We start from the raw sequence: 18,741 nt of genomic DNA, 5'->3' as shown, positions 1-18,741 counted from the left end.
GGCTTTCTACATGATTTTGAACGCGGGGTCTTCCATCGGTTGCGCGGCGGGCAGCGGTTCAGCCGCATAGGCCGAGGTGATGCCGTGGATCCACTTTTTCGACTTCTCGGTCAGCTTGAAGCCCTTGGTCATCGACCGGCCGCGCGTGACCAGAATACCCAGATCGGCCCCCTCATAGCGGTAATCGCCGACATTCGAGATGCGCAGGAAGAACGCCTCATTCTCGCCCACCGCGCGGCGGTGATAATCGAAGCGGTCGAACACGACGCGGCCATCTTCCAGCATCTTGTAGATGCCCGATTGCGGCGCCTGCGTGATGCGGTCGACGCTGTCATCGGTGTGCTTGATCACCATTTGCGACCAGCTGTCGATCATGTCCGGGTCGGCCCAGCGGGCGTTCAGTTCCTCGACATCCAGCTTGAAGGGTTTCTTGCTAAATTCCAGAAGGTGGAACAGGAACAGCGGCGCGTCTGCATGGGCAAAAGCCGCGTGGTTGGTCATGGAACTGGCCCCGGTGATACGGGGGTTGAGCTCGCCCAGCCAGAGCTCTCCGGTCTTCTTGTCGATCAGGAAGTCGAGTTCAAAATAACCGCGATAGCCGGATTTGCGCAGTTCCTCGCCGAACTGGAAGGTCAACTGCCGCGCCTGTTCGCGGGCCTTGGGCGGGAACGCGGTCGAGAAGATTTCGTTGCCACACCAACCGCCGCGATAGGGGGTGAGTTCCTTGAAGCCCACAAGCTCGGTCATCAGCGGGCCGACGATGGTGCCTTCGGACGTGGCACAAGCCTCGATCGCCGCGCCGCGACAATCGATCCGCTTCATGATCTTGATCTCGCCTTCGCCGATGATCTCGTCTTTATGCTTGTTGAAATCCGCCTCGGACTTGATGAAAAACGTGGTGTGGCCGCTGTCGCCAAAGGCCGATTGCAGCACCAGATCATGGCCCAGCCCGGCCTTGTCGCAGATTTTCTTCAGGTGATCATAGCTTTTGACCACACTCAGAGTGTTCGGCACCGACGGCACACCCGCCTTGTTGCCGATACGGACCGTTTCGATCTTGTTGTCGCATTTGGTGCGCAGCTTGGCCTTGGGGAACCACAGCTGACCGCCCAGCTCCTTAACCAGTTTCTCGGTCGTCTCATCGAACATCAGGAACACAAACTTGGGCTTGCCGCCGCGCCGCTTGATCAGGTCGATGACCTCTTTGTGCTGCAGCAAATAGTTGTTGATGTCCTCAATCGACTGGAATTCGTCATGCGGCATCTCGGAAGGCACGAACACGTTCGGATGCCGCCCGTCAAAGCAATCCATGTAGCAGATATAGGTGAAATTCATCACCCATTCATCCAGCCCCAACAGGTTGAAATTGGTCGCCGACACGAAATAGATCGGGTCCTTGTTGGTGTGGAAATACCGGCGGATTTCCGAGATGTTCTTGAGAACCTTCTTTGGCATTGTGTTCCTCCCAGTCCCTTATTTCTTTTTGACTGATTTCAAAGCGTCTTCGGTAAAGATACGCAGACCCAGATCGGCGCGGAAACCGTGGATTTCCGACACGTCCAGTTCCTGCATGAATTTGAGGATCTCAGGGCTGATCACCTGCCCCGGCACCAGAATGGGAAAGCCCGGCGGATATGGGATCACGAAGGTGGCCGAGACCATTTCCTCGCCCGCTTCCAGCCGCTCCAGCATGTCCTTGTCGGGCTCCACGTAATCGCAATTATCCTCGTCATAGGACAGGAAGAACGCGGTGCGGATGTCCCCGGCCTCGGTGCCGTCAACACAGCGGAACGCGTCGTGGAAGCGGCTGAAATCCGGCAGCGGCGGGACGTGTTCGCTAAGGTTCTTGACGCGTTTTTCGAAGGCGCGCTTTTCCATCTTGGACGCATCATCCATCAGGTCGTCCAACTCCTTGGCGATCTCGACCAGAACCTCGATCAGATAAGCGACTGAGCTGCGCGTGGTGCCGATATTGGTCATGAACAGCACGGTATTGCGCGAGGTCTTGTTGATCTGGATGCCGTATTTATCCATCAGGATCTTGGTCTTGAACGTATCGCCATCCCAGCCCGTCGCGCCCACATGCAAAGTGATGCGGGTGGCATCCAGAACGAATTCATCCTTGGCCCAGCAATCCCAGACGTCGGCCCAGCCCTGATCGGGATCGAAATAGCTGGTCATGCCGCTTTCGCGGTATTCCTCGGGGATCATGTCGCCCGCGGTGACCAGCCGGAAGTATTTCCTGAGCAATGGATGGGTCGTCACCGCCCGGCGGATCGCCATGGCGCTTTCGACCTGTCGTTGGACGAACTCATAGCCTTCGATCTCGACCTGTCTGCGGCCCACATCCAGCGAGGCGATGATCTGATAGTTGGGCGAGGTTGAGGTGTGGGTCATGTAGGCCTCGTGAAAGGCCTCTTCGACCGCGCCCTTGAACTGCTGGTCGTTGACGTGGATCATCGAGCCCTGCCGCAGCGCGGTCAGCGTCTTGTGCGTCGATTGCGTGGCATAGACCCGCACCCGCGCGTCCGGCGGTGCGATCAGGCGGGTGTTCAGCAGGGTCTCGTCATCCGCGCCCTCCAACTCGGCCTGCTGGGCGGCATAGGCCTCGGCATGTTCGGGGGTGCGGAACCGTTCGCGCAGCAGATTGGCCGAGCGCATGGCGGTGCGGACGCGGGTGTTGGGGGCGAACCGGGCATAGCCGAACCAGGCCTCATCCCACAGGAATACAAGGTCTTTCTTGATCGCCAGACATTCCTGCATCACCCGCTGGACGTTGTAGACGATGCCATCGAACGTGCAGTTGGTCAGCAGCACCATACGCACCTGATCCAGCTTGCCTTCGGCCTTCAGGGTCAGCAGCTTGTGCTTGATCTCGCGGATCGGCACCGCGCCGTACATCGAGTAATCGTGCAGCGGGTAGCTGTCCATGTAGACCACGCTCGCGCCTGCCAGCACCATGCCGTAATGGTGCGATTTGTGGCAGTCGCGGTCGACCAGCACGATGTCGCCGGGGCGCACCAGCGCCTGCACCACGATCTTGTTGCAGGTCGAGGTGCCGTTGGTGGCAAAAAACGTCTGTTTTGACCCAAACGCACGGGCGGCGGCCTCTTGCGCCTCTTTGATCGGGCCTTTGGGTTCCAGCAGCGAATCCAGCCCGCCCGAGGTGGCCGAGGTTTCGGCCATGAAGATGTTCGAGCCGTAGAACGCCCCCATATCCTGAATCCAGTGGCTGCGGCTGATCGACTTGCCGCGGCTGATCGGCATCGCATGGAACACGCCGGTGGGCTGCTTGGAATATTCCTTCAGCGCCGTGAAGAACGGCGTTTTGTACCGTCGCTGCACCCCGCGGAGGATGTTCAGGTGCAGTTCCAGAAAATCTTCCTGATTGTAGAACACCCGCCGGCACAGGCCCAGATCAAGGCCCGCGATATCCTCGGCAGACCGGTCAGTTATCAGATAGGCGTCCAACTCGGGCCGCAGCTTGCCGATACGGCGGCAGGTTTCCGGACCGTATTCCGAGGGCGACAGCGCATCCAGATCAGCGCCTTCGCCATAGAGGCTGACATAGCGGCCCAGCACATTGGTTTCGTTCTTGGATTTCAGGCTCAGGCCCGGACGTACGATGACGGCCTGCACATTCTGGTTGAACAGAACCCCGATCAGCGCGTCCTCGACGCTGGGGACGACGACGGTTTCATAGATGAACGGATCCTCGCTGCGGCGCATCCGTTGCAGGCTGGATTGCAGGAACCGTTCCTGATGTTCGTTGACGTTGTCGACGATCATCACCTCGAAGTAAGGCCGCCCCAGCGCGCGGGCCTCATGGCTTTGCGCCGCTTCATCCTCAAACTCATCGCCCTCGGTTTCATCCGCGATCAGCGGGATCGAACGGCGCCGATACGCGCCCGAGGTCAGCGCGCGCGACACTCGCCGCACGGCGGTTGCAAAGTCGACGAAATTGCCGTGATCCAGCAATCGGCGCAGATAGTCAAAGGCCGACCCGCCCGGAAAGGCAAAATACATCTCGATCGGAGCCAGCGCCTGCAGCAGGTGCCGCGCACGGTCCCGATCTTTGTCACTGCCGCTCTGGTCAAGGGATTCAGCCGTCTCCCGCAGCGCGCTCCATCGGTCTGCCCTCAGTTGTGAGGCGCTGTAATAGTCCGAGATGGTGTGGAGCTTTTCGCTGTCGGATAAGCCGTGCATGAAATCTGTGTCCTTTCTGCCGATACCGAAAAGCTGCCCCGGTATCAGTCGGTCCCTGAGCGCCCTTTGTAGAGATAGAGATTGTCGGGCTTTTTCGCGGCGTCTTCGCTGTATCCCAGCGCCGTTCTGGGGTCGGATGCGGCAACGCCTGCGGCATCGCCTTTCTGCGGAATGCGCAGCGGGCCCAGCGTGTGCAGATAAGCATCCGCATCGCTGTTGCGGTCATAGACCGGGAATTCCGCCTCGCGGTCGCGGAAGCTTTTGAGGACCTGACCCAGACCTTTCAGCCCGACCTCGCGCTGGCGGCGGACCTGATCCAGATCGATCTCGATGGGGAAGATATCCTCTTGCCCCGCCGACTGGTGCAGCACGGTGGCCGAGGGATCGACCACCAGCGAGCGGCCCACGCCACCCGCGGCCAGCCCATTCACGTCGAACACGTAGCACTGGAACTGCGCGGCGGTCGCCTTGGCGATCGACAGTTCGGCCTCGCGGTCGGTGGTGCCGGTCAGGACCGGGTGCAGCAGAACCTCGACCCCTTGGCTGGTCAGCTGGCGGGTGGTTTCGGGGAACCAGATGTCATAGCAGATCGACAGGCCGAACCGGCCCACATCCGGGACATCAAAGATGCAGAATTCGGTACCCGACGAGACCGTTTGTTCGTAGGGCTTGAACGGGAACATCTTGGAATATTTCGAGACGATCTCGCCATCGGGATTGATGACCACAGACGTATTGAAAATCCGCCCGTCCTCGTGTTTTTCGAACATCGAGCCGGGGATCAGCCAGATGCCATAGCGTCGTGCCGCGTCCTGAAAACGCGACAGGTCGTCATTGGGAAAGGGCTGGGCGAAACGGTCAAGCGGGCCGTAAGGGGCCAGTTCGCTGAACAGCGCCATCTGGGTCCAGGGGAACCGCGCCATCATTACGTCGATCCGATGCAGCATCGCTTCGACATTCGACTGCAAGGCGCCGACATGCATCTGGATTCCGGTTATCGCAAAGGGGGTCATTTTTCCTGTCTTCTCTTTTTCTTGCCGATTGCGACTGCCGAGGTGATCCGGCGTTCTTCATCGGAACATAAAACCGCGTGTTCGCGCAAGCCCGCTGTCTGCAGGCGGTTGATTTATCCGGCCTCTTCCTCGGCCAGGTCTTCGCCGGGTGTTTCCACAAAGTCGATATCGTTGCGCACCCAGAAGAACCGGAAGCCGCAACTGCGCAGCCATTTTTCCAACCGATCCAGACTGGACCATTCCCGGCGCAAACCGCGCGTGGATTCCACCAGCGCCCATTGGCCATCGACCAGAAAATAGACCGTCCAGGTGTTGGGGTGCGCCGACTGATTGGCAAAGCCGCCGCTGACCACCTCGCGCGCGGTGCGCACAGCGACCGGATAATCTCCGATCCGGTTTTCGGCGGCGAGGATGGCCAGATCGTTCTGGCGGATCGTGAAGGTAGGAAGGGGTGCGTCGTTCATGATTGGCCTGTTAAAGAACACACCCATTCCGGTACCTCACGATCCGTCCGTGTTTCAAGCCTGGACCGGATCACGCGGCCTCGGTCTGTTCGGTGGCCTCAATGGTTTCGACAACCGCTTCGGCATCCTGATCGTGAATCGCACGGAACAGCGCCTTGCGGCGTTCGCTGATATCTTCGGATTTCAGGTTCTCAATCCGGGTCGCCAGCGTCCAGATATGGCCGAACGGGTCGGCAACGGTGGCGCAACGTTCACCCCAATAGGTGTCGTTTGCGTCTGCAATCAGGGTCGCGCCGTTGTCCAGAGCGGTCGCAAGCGCGGTGTCGGCATTTTCGACATACATATGATGACCCACCGGGATCACAGTGCCCGGAACGGTGGGAACATGCGCGCCCCAGCCGGCGGTGACGAACAGCATCGAATTGCCGATCTTGATGGCGGCAAAACCGGGGGCTTCTTCCGCGTCATAGGCCTGAATCTTGGCGTCAAAGGCTTTTTCGTAAAAGGCCAGCGCTGCGGGCACGTCCGCAACAGCCAGCGATGCGGTGCAGGTGCGATAGCCACGCGGCAGGGTGGCAGGCTTCTTTTTCATAACTCAAATCTCCGAATTGGGCGGGGGTTGCCCGATGAGACATGCGGGGTAAGTCCCGCACTATGCACCATACTGTGGATCAACTCGGTACATATTGCAACACTATGATGCATAGTGCTGAGATTTCTGTGGCTACGGTCAGAATGTCGGGGGCGTACAGGCGCTGACGATCCGACATTTTTCCGGGCCCACCTGCCGGAACCGGTGCGGCGTGCGGCTGTCAAAGTAATAGGCATCGCCCGGCCCCAACACCTTGCGCTGATCGCCCACCGTGACCTCGACCCGGCCCGAGATCACGATACCGCCCTCTTCGGCCTCGTGCCCGTACATGACCCGCCCCGTATCTGCGCCAAGATCATAGGTCTCCTGCAGGATCATCATCGCGCGGCCATAGAGGTTCGAGCCCACCTGCCGCAGCGACAGCCCGCCCTTGCCGATCTCGGTCAACTCTTCGGCGGCATAAAATACGGTCTGTTCGCTTTCGATCTCGAACGAGAAGAAATCAGACATGCTGATCGGAATGCCCTGTAATATCCGCCGCAGCGCCCCGACCGAGGGGTTCATCTTGCCCGACTCGATCAGCGAAATGGTCGAGTTCGGCACGTCCGACTTCTTGGCCAGCGCCCGCTGCGACAGGCCCGCGCGTTCTCGCAGGGTCCGCAGGCGCAATCCAAGGGTCAGATCATCCTGATTGGCGTTCTTCATGTTCACTATCCGCATCACTTGAGGGGTGCCGGGACCGTAAATCAAGGGCTTATGATTCACAAGAAACAGGCTTTCGCCTGAGGCTGTGGGCATTACAGTCGCGCGGTCAGATTTGCGGGCACGCGCCCGATAACCCGAAAGGACGCAAGATGCTGAATGCTCAGATTGCTGAACGCCGCAACACCTCGATCGCGCAGGGCGTGGGAATGCAGACGCAGGTCTATGTCGACCGCGCCGCGAACTCCGAGGTGTGGGACGTCGAAGGCAAGCGCTATATCGATTTCGCCGCAGGCATCGCCGTTGTGAATACCGGGCATTGCCACCCCAAGGTGATGGAGGCGGTGCAGACACAGGCCGCGAACTTTACCCATACCTGCCATCAGGTTCTGCCCTATGAAAACTACATCCGTCTGGCCGAGCGCCTGAACGAGAAGGTGCCGGGCGATTTCACCAAGAAAACCGTCTTTGTAACCACCGGTGCCGAAGCGGTGGAAAATGCCGTCAAGATTGCCCGGGCCGCCACCGGTCGCCCCGCCGTGATCGCCTTTGGTGGTGGTTTCCATGGCCGGACGTTTATGGGCATGTCCCTGACCGGCAAGGTGCAGCCCTACAAGGCTGGCTTTGGCGCAATGATGCCCGACACGTATCACGTACCGTTCCCGGTTGAACTGCACGGCACCTCGACCGAAGATTCTCTGGGCGCGCTGACCAAGCTGTTCAAGGCCGATCTGGACCCGGGCCGCGTCGCCGCCATCATCATCGAGCCGGTTCAGGGCGAAGGCGGCTTCTACCCCGCCCCTGCCGAACTGATGCGCGGTCTGCGCGCGCTGTGCGACGAACACGGCATCGTGCTGATCGCCGACGAAGTGCAGACGGGCTTTGCCCGCACCGGCAATCTGTTTGCGATGGACGCCTATGACGTGGCCGCCGACATCACCACCATGGCCAAAGGTCTGGCAGGCGGTCTACCGCTGGCCGCCGTCACCGGTCGCGCCGATCTGATGGATGCGGCCCAACCCGGCGGTCTGGGCGGCACCTATGGCGGCAACCCGCTGGGCATCGCCGCCGCCCACGCGGTGATGGACGTGATCGAGGAAGAAGACCTGTGCGCCCGCGCCAATGAAATGGGCTCGCGCCTGAAACAGCGTCTGGAATCGATCCGCGCCCGTACGCCTGAAATCGTCGACATTCGCGGCCCCGGCTTCATGATCGCGGCTGAGTTCAACACCACCGATGGCGCTGCTCCGAACCCCGAGATGGCCAACGCCGTGCGCGCCGAGGCGCTCAAGCGCGGATTGATCCTGCTGACCTGCGGCGTATATGGGAACGTAATCCGTTTCCTCGCGCCGCTGACGGTGCAGGACGAGATCTTCGCCGAGGCGATGGATATCCTCGAAGCCTCGATCGACGCTGTCAAAGGAGCCTGAACATGCTGGATACCAAAGTGACCAAGCTTGAGCTGAAAGATCCCAGCCTTCTGGAAACCCGCGCCTATATCAATGGCGAATGGGTCGAGGGTGAGGCGACATTCCCCGTCCACAACCCCGCCACTGGCGATCTGATCGCCAATGTGGCAGATATCAGCATCGAAGGCACCGCGCAGACCATCGACGCGGCTTACGCGGCCAAGAAAGAATGGGCGGCGCAAACCGGCAAGGAACGCGGCGCGATCCTGCGCAAGTGGTTCGATCTGATGGTGGAAAACGCCGACGATCTGGCGACCATCCTGACTGCAGAGATGGGCAAACCCTGGCCCGAGGCACGGGGCGAGGTGCTGTATGGCGCGTCCTTCATCGAGTGGTTCTCGGAAGAGGCCAAGCGCGTCTATGGCGACGTCATCCCTGGCCACCAGCGCGACAAGCGCATCGTGGTTCTGAAACAGCCGGTGGGCGTGGTCGGTTCGATCACACCATGGAACTTCCCCAACGCGATGATTGCGCGCAAAGTCGGCCCGGCGCTGGCGGTGGGCTGTACCTTTGTGGCGCGGCCCGCAACGCTGACACCTCTGTCAGCGCTGGCGATGGCGGTGCTGGGCGAACGCGCGGGTATCCCGGCGGGTGTGCTCAACGTCATTCCGGGCACCGACAGCTCGGGCGTCGGCAACGAACTTTGCACCAATGACAAGGTCGCCAAGATCACCTTCACCGGTTCGACCCGCGTGGGCCAGATCCTGATGCGTCAGGCGGCGGGCACGATCAAGAAGATGAGCCTCGAACTGGGCGGCAACGCGCCGTTCATCGTGTTTGACGACGCCGATGTGGATGCCGCCGTCGACGGTGCGATGATCGCCAAGTTCCGAAATAACGGCCAGACCTGCGTCTGCGCCAACCGCATCTATGTGCAGGCGGGCGTCTATGGTGAATTCGCCGCGAAGCTGGCCGAAAAGACCAAAGCACTAAATGTAGGCGACGGATTTGGCGACGGCGTGACCACCGGTCCGCTGATCAACGACGCAGCGGTTGCCAAGGTCGAGGAACATATCTCGGACGCAGTGTCCAAAGGCGCAACCGTCACGCTGGGCGGCAAACGCTCAGGCTTGGGCGGGACATTCTTTGAACCCACCGTTCTGACCGGCGTGACCCCCGACATGGTTGTGGCAAAGGACGAAACCTTTGGCCCTGTCGCGCCTTTGTTTAAGTTCGAGGATGAGGACGACGTCGTCGCCATGGCCAATGACAGCGAGTTCGGTCTGGCCTCATATTTCTACAGCCGCGATCTGGCGCGCGTCTGGCGTGTGGCCGAAGGGCTGGAATCAGGCATGGTGGGTATCAACACGGGCCTGATTTCGACCGAGGTTGCGCCGTTTGGCGGCGTTAAGCAGTCCGGTCTGGGCCGCGAAGGGTCGAAATACGGCACCGAGGACTTCCTTGAGATCAAGTACCTCTGCATGGGCGAGATTTCCTGACCCCCCGGCGTTGGGGCCTAGCCCCAATTGCCACGAAAAGGACCGGGCTTCGCACAGGCCCGGTCCTTTTTGTGAAGCTTCGGGCAAGCCCGAACTCAGGTCGCCAGCAACGCGAAATGCGAGGACGCGACCGCCAGCTTCGACACGCTCAACGCGCCACCTGACCGCAGTTCTGCAATCAGCCGGTCCGTCCGTTGCGCCAGATCCCCGTTCTGGTCCACCCAATGGGCAACGCTGTCCTTGCCAGAGTTCGCCCCGGACAGCACCAACGCCGCGGCCGCAATGTTGGATTGATGCACCCGGATATCCGACATCAGACGGGCCAGCGCGACCCGTTCCCAATGATCGCCAACCGCAACACTTCTGGCACGCGACCGCAGCCAGTCCAGGCTGAACCGGGCTCCGGTTGCAAAATAGCTGGCTGCCACGTCCCGCACCTCAAGCTGCAAGCGCTCCGAGACATCGAAGATGTCCATCGCACCGCCCAGCAACTCAAGCGTCGCAACCTTTGACGCCAGATCGTCCGGCGTGCCCTTTTTAAGCAACTCGTCCGTCCGCTGCTTGAGCCGTTCCAGAGAAAACGCGCTGACTGTAGCTTCGGCCACCGACGCGATTTCAGCGATACCCGGCTGGTAGACCGAGATCGCATCACCAATCGAACGGACATTGTTCTTGATCAGGCGTTGGCACTGGGCTGCGAGCATCTCTGACAGAGCGCGGTGAATTTCGATCTGAACATCTGCCGCAAGCTTGTTGTCCAGCGCGTTGACCTCGGCCGCGGTTTCGGCAAGGCCGAAAATCTCGCGGTCGATGATGAAGGCCTTGACGATTTCGCCCACAGTCGCGCCAGTATCTTCGCGCAGGCGGGCGCAGAAGGTCGGGCCGATTTCGTTGACCAGCATATTGACGACCACCGTCGCGATGATTTCGCGCCGCAGGCGGTGGTTGCGCAGAACCTCAAGATGCGCGGTGCGCAACGGGGTCGGCATGTACTGGATCAGGAACCGTTCCATATACGGATCGTCCAGAACATCAGACTTCACCAGATCCGAGAAGATATCGTTCTTGGCATAGGCCACAAGCACAGCGATCTCGGGCCGGGTCAGGCCGCGCCCCGCGGCGCGGCGCTCGGCGATCTCTTCATCGTCGGGCAGATACTCGACCGCGCGGTCCAGTTTGCCTTCGGCCTCGAGCCCCTCCATGAACCTGACATGGTTGTCGAGCAGCGCCGGGGCTGCAGCCTCATCCAGCGAGATTGCGAGGGTCTGGTGGTAATTGGTCTTCAGCACCAGTTCGCTGACCTCATCGGTCATCTTGGCCAGCAACGTGTTGCGCTGTTTTTCCGTCATGTCGCCTGCATCGACGACGGCACCAAGGGCAATCTTGATATTGACCTCGTGGTCCGAACAATCGACCCCGGCTGAGTTATCGACAGCATCGTTGTTGATCTTGACGCCGCCCTGAGCCAGTTGGATACGGCCCATTTGGCTGACGCCCAGATTGGCCCCTTCGCCGACAACCCGCACCCGCACCTCGTTGGCGTTGACGCGGACCTGGTCGTTGGCCCGGTCGCCTGTATCGGCGTGGGATTCCGCAGCGCTCTTGATATAGGTGCCGATGCCGCCGAACCACATCAGGTCCGCCTGCGATTTCAGCAGGGCCCGTATCAGTTCGAACGGAGTGACGGATTTGTCGTCCAACCCGGTCAGCTTTCTGATCTCGGGCGTCAGTTTTATCGATTTCGATGATCGCGAGAAAACACCACCGCCTTTCGAGATCAGCTTGGGATCGTAGGATTCCCAACTGGAGCGCGGCAGTTCGAATAACCGCTTCCGCTCGGCAAAGCTTTTGGCCGGATCAGGGTTTGGATCGATGAAGATGTCGCGGTGATCGAAGGCGGCGACCAATTTGATCTGATCGGACAGCAGCATCCCGTTTCCGAACACATCCCCCGACATGTCCCCGCAGCCGATGACTGTAAAGGGTTGCGTCTGGGTGTCGTGGTCCAGTTCGCGGAAATGGCGCTTCACGGCCTCCCACCCGCCTTTCGCGGTAATCCCCATTCCCTTGTGGTCATAGCCGTTCGAACCGCCCGAGGCGAAGGCGTCGCCCAGCCAAAACCCATATTCCGTAGCCAAGTCATTGGCAAAATCCGAGAAGGTCGCCGTTCCCTTGTCGGCGGCAACAACCAGATATGGATCGTCAGGATCGCGGCGCACAACTGCGTTGGGCGGGACGATATCCGAGCCCGAGATATTGTCGGTGATGTCCAGCATGCCGGACAGGAAAATCCGATAGCAGCGCACCGCCTCGGCCATCACCTCTTCCCGGGTGCCACCGGCAGGCAGGGTTTTGGGCAGGAACCCGCCCTTTGAGCCGACCGGTACGATAACAGCATTCTTGACCTGCTGCGCCTTTACCAGCCCCAGCACTTCGGTCCGGTAATCTTCTTTCCGGTCGGACCAGCGCAAACCGCCCCGCGCCACCGAACCGTAGCGCAAATGCACCCCCTCAACGGGCGTTGAGTAGACGAATATCTCGCGCCATGGTCGCGGCAACGGCAGTTCATCCAGCTTCGAGCAATCGAACTTAAACGACATGTAGGACTTGTCACGCCCATCCGCATTGGGCTGAAAGTAGTTGGTGCGCAGCGTCGCCTGAATGGCATTGCGGAACCGGCGCAGGATCTGGTCGAAGTCGAGGCTTGCGACCTTTTCCAGCATGGCTTCGATATCCGCCGCAATCTCTTTTGCCGCTTTTTCCCTTTTCTTCGCATCCCCGGAAGCAGCCGGATCGAACAGGGCCTGAAACAGGTCGACCAGCTTGCGCGCAATGCCGGGATTGGCGATCAGAGCGTCCTGCATATAAGGCACCGAATACGGAATCCGCGCCTGACGCAGGTATCCGCCATAGGCCCGCAGCAGCGCGGTTTCGCGGATCGACAGACCGGCAACCAGCACCAGCCGGTTCAGCGGGTCGTCATCGGCCTCTTGCGCCCAGAGGGTGGAAAACGCTTCCTCAAGATTGCTACGAACTGCCGTGACGTCGATGCTCTGCCCGTCCGAGGACTGCATGTGGAAATCGTGAATCCAGATGGTTTCGTCGCCGCGGTCGATCCGGAATGGATGTTCGGCCAGAATGCGAAAGCCGAGGTTTTCCAGGATCGGAAGACAATCAGACAAGGGCACCGACGGCCCGCGTTTGTAGAGTTTGAAACGCACGCTGTGTTCGGGGTCTTCCAGCCTCCGGTAAAACTTTAGCATCAGGTCGGTTTCGCCGGTCAGCTGTTCCATCTTGTCAATATCGGACACGGCTGAAACGGCCTGAAACTCGTCCCGATAGGACACGGCGAAGCCGTCGCTATAGAGCGCGTGCAGCCGGTTGCCTTCGGATTCGCCCTTGCGTTCGACCAACGCGTCGTGAAGGTGATCGCCCCAACTGCGCACCGCGTCAATTATCCGGGCCTCCAAAGCGGCGGCCTCTTCTTTCGAGGCGACCTTGCCGCTGAGTGCAATGACGAAATGCACCCGTGCCAGCACCTCGTCAAATGCGGGTTCCCATGTGGCGACGCGGCCTTCGAACTCTTCGGCCAGAATGTTACCGATTTTGCTCCGCAGCTCGGTGTTGTAGCGCTCACGCGGGACGTAAACGAGGCAGGAGACGAACCGCCCAAAGCGATCCGGGCGCAGCAACAACCGCGATCTTGGCCGGATTGTCAGATGCAGCGCGTCGATAGCGTTTTCGAACATCTGGTCGTCCGAGCTCTGGAACAGCTCATCGCGCGGATAGGTTCCCAACACATGCGTCAGCGCCTTGCCGTCATGGCTGTCGGGGGTGAAGCCCGAGCGTTCGATGATCCGCTCGACCTTTTGCCGCAACAATGGGATCGACTTGGGGCTGCGGTTATAGGCAGCGGCGGTGAAATGTCCGATGAACACATGCTCGCCGGTTTGCTTTCCTTTCCCGTCGAACTGCTTGACCCCGATCAGATCGAAATGCGTCGCGCGGTGAACGGTCGAGCGGCGGTTCGCCTTGATGATCATCAGCGGAGAGATGTCGCTGGCAAACGCATCCATCTCGGGCGAACGATCGGTGAAATTACCCTTCAGGTCGCGTAGAACGGTGAACTCCGGATCGCTCATCAGGCCGAGCGCTGTTTTGCCGACCTGATGCATGGCACCGGTTTTGCTGTCGGCCGCATATTCGCGGTATCCCAGGAACGTGAAATGGTTTTGCGCCAGCCAGTCCAGGAATTCGACAACCTCCGCGGTGACCGCCTTGGATTTCTTGGGGGCATTGCTCTTGAGCATTTCGGTCACGGTGCCCAGACGTTCCATGATGGGCTGCCAATCCTCGACCGAGACGCGCACATCCTTCATGATCTGGGCGATTTCCGCCTCAAGCCGTTCTATCTGCGCCGTGTCCCCGATCTGATCTATCTGAACCTGAATCATCGACTCGGCCCTACATTCGGCGTCGGATGCGCCGGGTACACCGGTCCGGGTGCCGTCGGGCCCGCGTTTGACCTGTAGCAGCGGATGAATCAAAGAGTGAATCGACAATCCCTGTCCGGCCAGAAAAGACGTGACCGAGTCGACAAGGAACGGCATGTCGTCATTGACGATTTCCAGAACCGTATGACCGCATTCCCAACCGTGTTCCGCCATGCGCGGGTTGTACATCCGCACCCGCGCCGCGCCGGATGGCTTGTGCGCCGCGAATTTCCAAAGCGCCAGAGATGCGCCATACACCTCTTCCGCCGTCCGGCTTTGCAGGTCTTCGAACGAGGAACGGCCAAACAACAGGTCCAGCGCGGCCAGGAAGTCCTCACAATCCGTTTTGTCCAACCGCGCAGAAGCGATGGCGCGGACTTCGTCCAGCAATTGATCGAAAGCGGAGTTTTCAGGTTTTGTCATTGCACTCTCCCAACGGCGGTTGGCCGCCCTTCAATTTCTGTTGGCGGTCGATTCCAAAACGGATTCGCACGCCCTAGGCCGACACATGCCCTGACACTGACGGTACCTGCGAAATCCGGTTTCGAACAATGCCAAAAGCTACAATCCAGTTTTCTGACGCGCCAAGCCACCTGAGTTTCCACGCGCAAAAGGTGCACGGACATGATTACCAAAGTCTTTGCGCGCACACAGAGTTTGACACGCTAAGACATGTTCGAGACCACCTCACTGAGCGTTTCTGCCCTGCGGATCAGTTCAATCGACAGCTCTCCGGATTTCGTGCTGACGCCGTAGACCGCGATGCGGGGCAAGCTGTTATAGTCGAAATGGTTACTGAAGTAGTATGCGCCGGTGTCGTAGATCGCCACGTAATCATTGGGGTCAAGTCGCGGGATCAGCACATCCTTAGCCACCAGATCAGCCGCGAAACAGCAGGGCCCGGCCACGTCTGTTTGCACCTTGTCCTCGGTTTTTAGCGCACCGTCGGGCGTGAACCCTTCAACCCGGATTGGCCACGCGGCGGGCAGGAAAGCGGTGCGCGTCATGATCTGCGCGCCCGCATGGGTGGTCGCGATATGCCGCCCTCCGGCGTTCTTGGTGTATTCCACCCGCGTCGCCATGAAGCCGTTCTTGGCGGCGATCGCGCGGCCGAACTCGGTCTTAACGCTGTACTTCCCGGTGAACAGCAACGGCACCTTATCTCGCAAGATGTCCGAGTACTCCTTGAAGGTCGGTTTGACCTCGGGCGAGGCAAAGTTGACCGGCAACCCGCCCCCGATATCTAGCCGCGTAATCTGCTGCTCACCCTTGCGCGCGTTGATCTCTTCGGCGACGGCCACCAGTTCGCCGATGCCTTGCGCCATCAATTCCAGCGGGCAGCCCTGCGATCCGGCATGGGTGTGGATCGATGTCAGCCACGGGTATTTCAGGTAATAGTCGATCAGCTTCTCGCGATTGCCCGCATCCCCGATGGGATAGCCGAATTTCGACGTGTTGGTCGCGGTGCTGGTTGATGAGATCGCGCCCGAGCCGATCTGTGGGTTGATGCGAAAACCGATGATGGCCTCGGAGTTCGGATAGTCCTCGATCAGTGCGGCGACCCGTTCCAGTTCCTGTTCATTGTCCAGATTGAACGCGATGGAATGTTTCAGGCATTGCCGCAGATCGTCCATCGTCTTGGCGGGCGAATCGAAAATGATCTGGCGGACATCAAAGCCCGCCGATTGCGCCATGGTCAGTTCTCCGGGGCTGGCGACCTCGGCCCCGATGCCGCAATGCGAGATTTTCATCAGCACATGACGCAACGAGTTCGCCTTGACGGCAAAGGTGTGCTGGAAATTGTCGGGAAAGGCGGCGATCAGATCGTCGATGGATTTGGCCAGACCGTCCAGATCCATGAAACCTATCACGGTGCTTTCGCTGTCCAGAAGCCGGTCCTTGATGGCGCGTTGCAGGATTTCGTGTTCTCGGTTCATGGGGCGGCTCCGGGGCTTGGTGAATTCACTGTAGCTTAAATGAAAACGGCGGCCCAGGTGAGCCGCCGTTGGTTGGTTTGAATGGGTTACTGCCCCAGCGCCACACCTTCGCGGCGGGGATCGGCAGCACCGATCAGCTGGCCATCCTTGATCAGGATCGCGTGCAGGCCCGAGTTCAGATCGACCGTCTTGACCTCATGACCCTTGGCGGTCAGCGCCTCGGCGAAATCAGCCGCTGCGGTTTCCTGCTCCACATCCATGCTCGATCCGTTGCGGTGCACGAAATGGCCGGTCTCGATGGCGTCCTGCGGGTCCATGTCCCAATCGAGGATCGCGATGATAGTCTTGGCCACATAGTTGATGATGCGGCTGCCACCGGGCGAGCCGATCAGCAGATAGGGCTCACCATCTTTCATCACGATGGTCGGCGACATCGAGCTGCGCGGACGCTTGCCGCCCTCGACCCGGTTGGCCACCAGACGGTCACCATCTTTGGGCGCGCGGTCAAAGTCGGTCAACTCGTTGTTCAGCAGGAAGCCCCGAACGAAGACACGGCTGCCAAAAAAGGTTTCGATGGTCGTGGTCATCGACAGCGCGTTGCCATACTGGTCGCGGATCACGATATGGCTGGTGCCGGGACGATCCGGGTTCTGCGAGGGCGCAAACAACGCGGTGTGATCGCGCGGCGGCTCACCGGCCGAACGCTTTTCACTGGCCGCTGCCGGATCGATCATTTCCGAACGCAGTTTCAGGTAGTCCTTGTCCAGCAGACCTTTGACCGGAACGTCAACGAAATCACTGTCGGCCATGTAGAGCGCGCGGTCGGCATAGGCCAGCTTGGCGGCCTCGGCGTAGAGGTGCGCCAGCTCGGCGTTCCAGCCAGTGCTCTTGAGGTCAAAGTTGTTCAGGATACCCAGAATCTGCCCGACGGTCAGACCGCCCGAGGTCGGCGGGCCCATGCCGCAAACGTCATAGCCGCGATAATCGGCACAGACGGCAGGGCGGACCTTAACGCGATAGGCGGCCATATCTTCCAGCGTGATGTTGTTTTCAACCTTCGACGTGAAATCCACCGCGGCGACGATATCTTCGGCAATGGGGCCGTGATAGAACGCATTCGCGCCCTGATCGGCCAGAATACGCAGGGTCTCGGCAAAGGCGGGGTTCTTCAGCAGGGTGCCTTCGGCCAGCGGGCTACCATCTTCGTTGAAGAAGTATTCCTTGGCACCGGGGAAGACGTCCAGATAACGTTCGCGGTCGATGGTCGACTGGATCGAGTTTGCCATGCGCGGCGAAACCTCAAACCCGTTTTCGGCCTGTTCGATGGTCGACTGGAACAGCGACGCCCAGTCTTTCTTGCCATACAGGTTATGAGTCACTTCCATCAGACGTAGAATGCCGGGCACACCCACGGCCTGCCCGCCTGAGATCGCCTCGGCAAACGGGATCTTTTCGCCTTCGGCGTTCAGGAAACGCTCGGGCTTGGCTTTGGCAGGCGCTTTTTCACGTGCGTCGAAGGTGGTCAGCGTCTGGGATTCCGCGTCCCAATACAGCATGAACGCACCACCGCCGATGCCGGACGATTGCGGCTCGACCAGGTTCAGCATGAGCTGAACGGCGATCATCGCATCCGCGGCGGTACCACCTGCGGCCAGCACGTCATAGCCTGCCTTCGCGGCAATCGGGTTGGCGGCTGAGACCATGAATTCGGTGCCAGTGACCGAATCCTTGTCCTCCCACCCATAGCCGTATTCCGGCGCGGGGTCCTGTGCGCTGGCCGTGCCGGCGATGACGCCCAGGGCCAGAGCGGCGCTGGTTCTTAGAAATGTCCTCATCATTGAATCCTCCGGGTGATGATTGACGGTTGATCGGTTTGTTCTGCTCGTATGGTTTCCTGTTGTGCTAGGTCCCGACAGCGGTCGAACGCACCACATAGACCGACACATCCGAGTGTCGGACCACGCGGGCCGCATTCGGACCCAGCAGATAGTCTTTGAGATCGGGCCGATGCGCGCCGATGACGATCAGATCGCTGCCAGCGGACTGCGCCGCGTGCAGGATTTCCTGATAAGCGGTTCCGGTCGCCACCACATGGCGAACGATGGCATTCCGTTCCGCGCCCAGAACCGATTGACTGAGCGCCTCAAGCGCTTCCTGGGCTTTCGCTACAGCCTGTTCATGATGCTCGGGCTCGAAGAAGCTACCGACAAAAGACTCGCCGAAATCGGGCAGCACTGTAACAACATCAAGCTGCGCATCATCGAGGTCCGCCAGACGTGCGGCTTGGCGCAACACTTCGGCATCGGATTCGGGCTTTCCCGCATCCACGGCACAAAGGACGGATTTGGTCATGGTGTTACCTCTTGGTCGGTGGTGCGGGCGGCGCGGCCCTTTTGCAGGAAGGCGATGAGGCCCAGAAGCAGCAG

General features: G+C 60.0%; 12 protein-coding genes. 2 read left to right on the top strand and 10 right to left on the bottom strand.

The genetic code is table 11. The features are described from left to right. Positions 1–6: 6 nt before the first annotated feature. From ACR0NJ_RS04605 to ACR0NJ_RS04580, 6 genes are all read right to left on the bottom strand, one after another. Positions 7–1,455, bottom strand: a complete 1,449-nt coding sequence (locus ACR0NJ_RS04605) for a biotin carboxylase (RefSeq protein ID WP_480815953.1) — start codon at positions 1,453–1,455, stop codon at positions 7–9. Positions 1,456–1,473: 18 nt separating this feature from the next. Further along, positions 1,474–4,206: an aminotransferase class I/II-fold pyridoxal phosphate-dependent enzyme gene (locus ACR0NJ_RS04600; protein ID WP_480815952.1), complete on the bottom strand. Its 2,733-nt coding sequence runs from the start codon at positions 4,204–4,206 to the stop codon at positions 1,474–1,476. Between the two features lie 44 nt (positions 4,207–4,250). Beyond that, the gene (locus ACR0NJ_RS04595) at positions 4,251–5,219 is read right to left on the bottom strand and encodes a carbon-nitrogen hydrolase family protein (protein ID WP_480815951.1); all 969 of its coding nucleotides are present in this window, start codon (positions 5,217–5,219) and stop codon (positions 4,251–4,253) included. Positions 5,220–5,332: 113 nt separating this feature from the next. Continuing rightward, the gene (locus tag ACR0NJ_RS04590) at positions 5,333–5,683 is read right to left on the bottom strand and encodes a hypothetical protein (protein WP_480815950.1); all 351 of its coding nucleotides are present in this window, start codon (positions 5,681–5,683) and stop codon (positions 5,333–5,335) included. A 70-nt stretch (positions 5,684–5,753) separates the two neighbouring features. Then, positions 5,754–6,275 (bottom strand): VOC family protein, encoded by a 522-nt coding sequence (locus ACR0NJ_RS04585; RefSeq protein WP_480815949.1) that lies wholly within the window; start codon positions 6,273–6,275, stop codon positions 5,754–5,756. A 138-nt stretch (positions 6,276–6,413) separates the two neighbouring features. After that, positions 6,414–6,980 carry a cupin domain-containing protein gene (locus ACR0NJ_RS04580; RefSeq protein ID WP_170449055.1) on the bottom strand — a complete coding sequence of 189 codons (567 nt, stop codon included), beginning with the start codon at positions 6,978–6,980 and terminating at the stop codon, positions 6,414–6,416. A gap of 149 nt (positions 6,981–7,129) precedes the next feature. Here ACR0NJ_RS04580 and ACR0NJ_RS04575 point away from each other — a divergent pair, with 149 nt between their 5' ends. Together ACR0NJ_RS04575 and ACR0NJ_RS04570 are read left to right on the top strand one after the other, a co-directional pair. Further along, a complete protein-coding gene (locus ACR0NJ_RS04575; protein WP_480815948.1) occupies positions 7,130–8,407 on the top strand; it encodes a 4-aminobutyrate--2-oxoglutarate transaminase in 1,278 nt (425 codons plus the stop codon). Positions 8,408–8,409: 2 nt separating this feature from the next. Further along, positions 8,410–9,885, top strand: a complete 1,476-nt coding sequence (locus tag ACR0NJ_RS04570; RefSeq protein ID WP_480815947.1) for an NAD-dependent succinate-semialdehyde dehydrogenase — start codon at positions 8,410–8,412, stop codon at positions 9,883–9,885. Positions 9,886–9,980: 95 nt separating this feature from the next. On the opposite strand, the gene ACR0NJ_RS04565 is transcribed toward ACR0NJ_RS04570, so the two are convergent. The 4 genes from ACR0NJ_RS04565 to ACR0NJ_RS04550 form a co-directional block, all read right to left on the bottom strand. Next, a complete protein-coding gene (locus ACR0NJ_RS04565) occupies positions 9,981–14,801 on the bottom strand; it encodes an NAD-glutamate dehydrogenase (RefSeq protein ID WP_480815946.1) in 4,821 nt (1,606 codons plus the stop codon). Between the two features lie 242 nt (positions 14,802–15,043). Next, the gene (locus tag ACR0NJ_RS04560; RefSeq protein ID WP_480815945.1) at positions 15,044–16,315 is read right to left on the bottom strand and encodes a type III PLP-dependent enzyme domain-containing protein; all 1,272 of its coding nucleotides are present in this window, start codon (positions 16,313–16,315) and stop codon (positions 15,044–15,046) included. A gap of 86 nt (positions 16,316–16,401) precedes the next feature. After that, positions 16,402–18,153 (bottom strand): gamma-glutamyltransferase, encoded by a 1,752-nt coding sequence (gene ggt / locus ACR0NJ_RS04555; protein ID WP_480815944.1) that lies wholly within the window; start codon positions 18,151–18,153, stop codon positions 16,402–16,404. Between the two features lie 64 nt (positions 18,154–18,217). Next, complete coding sequence (locus ACR0NJ_RS04550; RefSeq protein ID WP_480815943.1) at positions 18,218–18,667, bottom strand: universal stress protein; 450 nt, start codon at positions 18,665–18,667, stop codon at positions 18,218–18,220. Between the last annotated feature and the right edge of the window lie 74 nt (positions 18,668–18,741).

Source organism: Ruegeria sp. F11 (assembly GCF_056533855.1).
Note: the sequence above shows the minus strand (reverse complement) of the source record. Positions and strands in the feature narration are given on the sequence as shown.